This is a genomic window from Helicobacter bizzozeronii, from assembly GCF_900196775.1.
Lineage (GTDB): Bacteria > Campylobacterota > Campylobacteria > Campylobacterales > Helicobacteraceae > Helicobacter > Helicobacter bizzozeronii.
The window spans coordinates 1-3674 of sequence record NZ_FZLB01000094.1 but is presented as its reverse complement, the minus strand read 5'-3'; the positions used below and the strand labels follow the sequence as shown (position 1 = coordinate 3674).

At 47.0% G+C, this 3674-nt stretch carries 4 protein-coding genes; 3 read left to right on the top strand and 1 reads right to left on the bottom strand.

Going from position 1 to position 3674, the window contains the following annotated elements; all coding sequences use genetic code 11:
- The 3 genes from C5684_RS08395 to C5684_RS08385 all read left to right on the top strand — a co-directional run.
- The coding region (locus tag C5684_RS08395; protein WP_104640025.1) for a ribonuclease HII at positions 1 to 562 on the top strand (562 nt) is incomplete at its 5' end.
- A gap of 42 nt (positions 563 to 604) precedes the next feature.
- On the top strand, positions 605 to 1264 hold the full coding sequence (gene crdR / locus C5684_RS08390) for a copper response regulator transcription factor CrdR (protein ID WP_104640024.1): 660 nt from the start codon (positions 605 to 607) through the stop codon (positions 1262 to 1264).
- Positions 1261 to 2481 (top strand): sensor histidine kinase, encoded by a 1221-nt coding sequence (locus C5684_RS08385; protein WP_104640023.1) that lies wholly within the window; start codon positions 1261 to 1263, stop codon positions 2479 to 2481. The genes crdR and C5684_RS08385 overlap by 4 nt, the downstream gene beginning before the upstream one ends.
- A gap of 8 nt (positions 2482 to 2489) precedes the next feature.
- Here the strand turns inward: C5684_RS08385 and C5684_RS08380 are convergent, their stop codons facing one another.
- Positions 2490 to 3527, bottom strand: coding sequence for a lipid A deacylase LpxR family protein (locus tag C5684_RS08380; RefSeq protein ID WP_104640022.1), 1038 nt, complete (start codon positions 3525 to 3527; stop codon positions 2490 to 2492).
- Between the last annotated feature and the right edge of the window lie 147 nt (positions 3528 to 3674).

Below are 3674 nucleotides of genomic sequence, written 5' to 3'. Positions count from 1 at the left end.
GTGTTGGTGTGGGTCATTATTTGTAGCAGGGGTGGGCTGTGATCGGGATGTGGCTAATGAATTTGTGCATTTGGGGCTTAAAGAGAGCAAACAACTCAGCAGAGCCAAACGCTTTGAATGGGCTACACGGATAACCCAAGATACACGCATTGCTAGCATAGTGGTGGGCAAAAGCGCGTTAGAGATTGATAACAAGGGCTTGAGTGTGTGCATGCAAGAGGCGATCACGCAAATTATTCTGGGCTTGAGCACCATTAAGCATGTGCGTTTAGATGGGAACACCCTTTTTAAACTGGAATTTTTACATTTAGAGAGTTTTGAGGCTATCATTAAGGGCGATGATAAAATCCCCCAAATTGGCATGGCCTCAATCTTGGCTAAGGCACATAAGGATCAAGAGATGTTAGCCTTAGATGAACTCTACCCAGAGTATGGCTTTGCCAAACATTGTGGCTATGGCACACACGCACACACCCTAGCCATCACCCAGCATGGGCTGATTAAGGAGCATCGCAAGAGTTTTAAATTTAGCTCTAACCCCCGCCCCGCTTTGTTAGGGTAAAAATGTTAAAATGCTTTTTCTAATCTAATTAAGTAGGTGGTTATGGGAAGAGCGCATAAAGGCAGGCTGTTTTTATTAGAAGATGATCCCCTCTTGCACCACATGGTGGCGGAGTTTTTGGAGCAAAGCGGTTTTGAGGTGCGTGGGGCTTATGATGGCGATCGGGCTTTGGAGATTTTAAATCAAGAGGTGTTTGATCTGTGGTTGCTAGATATCCAGGTGCCCGGGCTAGATAGCTTTGAAACCTTGCAAATCTTACGCCAATCCCACATTAACACCCCCACGATCTTTATTAGCGTGCTCAAAGACATGGCTTCTTTAAAAAAGGCTTTTCATCTAGGGGCTAGCGACTACCTCAAAAAGCCCTTTGATTTAGAGGAGTTGCTGATTCGCATTGAACGGCTTTTGATTATCCAAAAGGTCGCGATCAATGCGGATTGTTTTTACGAGCAGGGGCGCTTGGTGCGCCAAGATCAAAGTTTTATTTTGAGCGCCAAAGAAAAGCAACTTTTAGAATTTTTCTTGCACCATAAAAACCAGATTCTCCCTAACGACCAAATTATTGCCAATGTTTGGAGCTATGAGGGCAGCGTGGATCATTCCACCCTACGCACCCACATTAAAAACTTACGCAAATTATTAGGCAAGGAGCATATCCAAAATATCAAGGGCTTGGGCTATTGTTTTAAGGCATGTGTATGAAACTCAATACTTACGAAAAGCAATCGCTGAGGAATTTTTTAGGGCTGTATTTGGGCTCTTCTTTTGTGCTCATGGTGGTGATTGCCCTTTTGTTTGTCGCCTATGCTAAAAACTTGCTCTTGGAGAACACTAAAATACGCCTCCAAGATCAGGCTAACAAGATCACCCAAGATGTGATCGAGGCGCACATGCAAGCCATTGATGAGCCCTTTAAGACCCTAGCCCACAAGCATAGCCATGCGCGTTTTGTGCTCTTGGATCGCCATAATCGGGTGCTTTTTAATTACCACTTTGGGAATGCGACCAGCTTAACTTTTTTTAGCCAAGCGACCCATTTCCCTTCGTTTTGGGATAAGAATAATGCCTTTTACTTGGTGGATAATAAGACTTTCGGGCATTTGGGCGTGCATTTTGTGATCGTGCAAGAAGATCACACCCGCAATCTCTTTGCCCCACTTTATAAGCAGGTTTTATTAGTGTTCTTGTGTGCCTTTGTGTGCGTGGGGGGGATTGCCATTTTTCTAGCCCAACTCTTTTTAAAGCCCCTCAAGGACGAAGTGGCGCGCATCGATGCCTTTAGTAAGGACATCGCTCACGAGCTCAACACGCCCATTGCCACGCTGTTAATGGGGGCTAAAGCCCTGCTCAAAGCGGAGGACAACCCCAAAACACGGGGGATTTTAATGAGTGCCCAACGCATTTATTATCTTTACCACCAACTTGCCTACATCTTTATGGAGGATTTACGCCATGAAGAAGCGCATTTGCTGGACTTGCAAAATCTCATTTCTGGGCAAATCGCCTCTTTTGAGCAGATGGCAAGTTTTTACAAACTCACTTTAAGCCACGATCTCAAGCCCAAGACCTTAAAAGCATGTGAGGAAGATATCGTAACTTTGGTGGGGAACTTATTGATGAATGCGATCAAGTATAACCAACCGCATGGATTTGTGCATGTTGGCTTGGATCGCGATTTGATCATCACCAATAGCGGGCGGGCTATCCCCCCCCATAAAATCGAGGAGCTCACACGGCGTTATACCCGCATTGAGGGGCACACACAGGGCTATGGGATCGGCTTAGATTTGGTCCGCCGCATTTGTGATCGTTATGGCTTTGTCCTAAAGATCACTAGCACCCCCAACCCCACCCAACCAAGTCAGTATGAAAACACTTTTAAGGTGATCTTGGAGAGACCCACTCAAGGTTTAAATTAGATCAATGGCTAAAAAGCAATGTCTAGTTCGATACTCCCAATATTATGGCTCTCAGGCTGTTCTCTAAAGGTCTTGCCTATGTTGGTGGCGGTTAAAGAGAGTCTAAAGCCCTTGTAGAGAATGGCCATGCCCCCCTCCACCGCATAGAAGGCATAGGGTAGATGGGTGATCCCCCGCGTTAGGGGGCTATTGCCTTGCACAAAAATATCGATGGGCTGGTAACTCCCCGTTGCCCCCACAAAGAAATAAAAAGAAAAATGGTTGCTATAGGGTTGCCCCCCGCTAAAATTGGTGTTGATCTTGTTGGGTCCAAAGTCGGCGTTGAGGTTATAGCCAAATCTAAAAAGCGCACCCAAACGGGCATGGGTGATGGCATTCCCCAAGGCAATATCCACCCCCGGGATAATATCCATAGAGAAAAAGCGTTTGGTGAGGATGGGGATTTTATAGAGCCACTGGTAGTTGAATTGGAAAATAAATTCGTTGCGGATTTGGTTTTGCCAGCCTTGGAAGGTTTTATCCCCCCAAAGCGTGTGCAACCAAGTTTGGGTTTGCCCAGCAAGAGAACTAGGCCCCACCGTGCCCAAAGAGATGGCGATGCGCTCTAGGGCACGCTTTGTGCGTTGGTAGATCACCAGATCGGCGCGCAAATAACCCGCATACAAATGATCCCCGGGGACAATAAAGCGGGCTTTATAGTTGGTCAAATGGGGGGTGTAGATACTCTGAGCAACCCCGATGCTAAAACGAGTCATCTTGGGGGATTTAAACATGAGGGTAACATAGCGACTCCACGCCATCCATGACTTAGAATAAGCCGCCCCCCAAAAATTATATTCTTTGGAGGTGTAACTTAGCCTATTGCCCGCACTATAGTAAAAATCCCGTGCATACACATAGGCATCGTTTTCAGAGAGCAAGTTGATGAATTGTTTTTTATAGGGGACAAGCGGGGTCGGTGTTTCTAGCAACGATCGTGCGGGTAAAAGATCCCCGCCCACACAACAAAGCAACCAAAGCGTTTTGACAAATCTAGTAAGCCACATCCAATCCTCCCAATTCTTTGGAACCTAAAAACTCTTGGCACGCAGTTACCCCCCCCCCACCACCCCCCTCACCACCCCACCCCCCGCCGACCAACCCCCCCCTCCCCCCCGCCGGCCACACCCACCCACAGAGCCGCAACGGCTCTG

Bases quoted from the DNA above. Each gene is read 5' to 3' on its own strand.
- C5684_RS08380 (WP_104640022.1), bottom strand. From the start codon at position 3,527: ATGTGGCTTACTAGATTTGTCAAAACGCTTTGGTTGCTTTGTTGTGTG.
- C5684_RS08385 (WP_104640023.1), top strand. From the start codon at position 1,261: ATGAAACTCAATACTTACGAAAAGCAATCGCTGAGGAATTTTTTAGGG.
- crdR (WP_104640024.1), top strand. From the start codon at position 605: ATGGGAAGAGCGCATAAAGGCAGGCTGTTTTTATTAGAAGATGATCCC.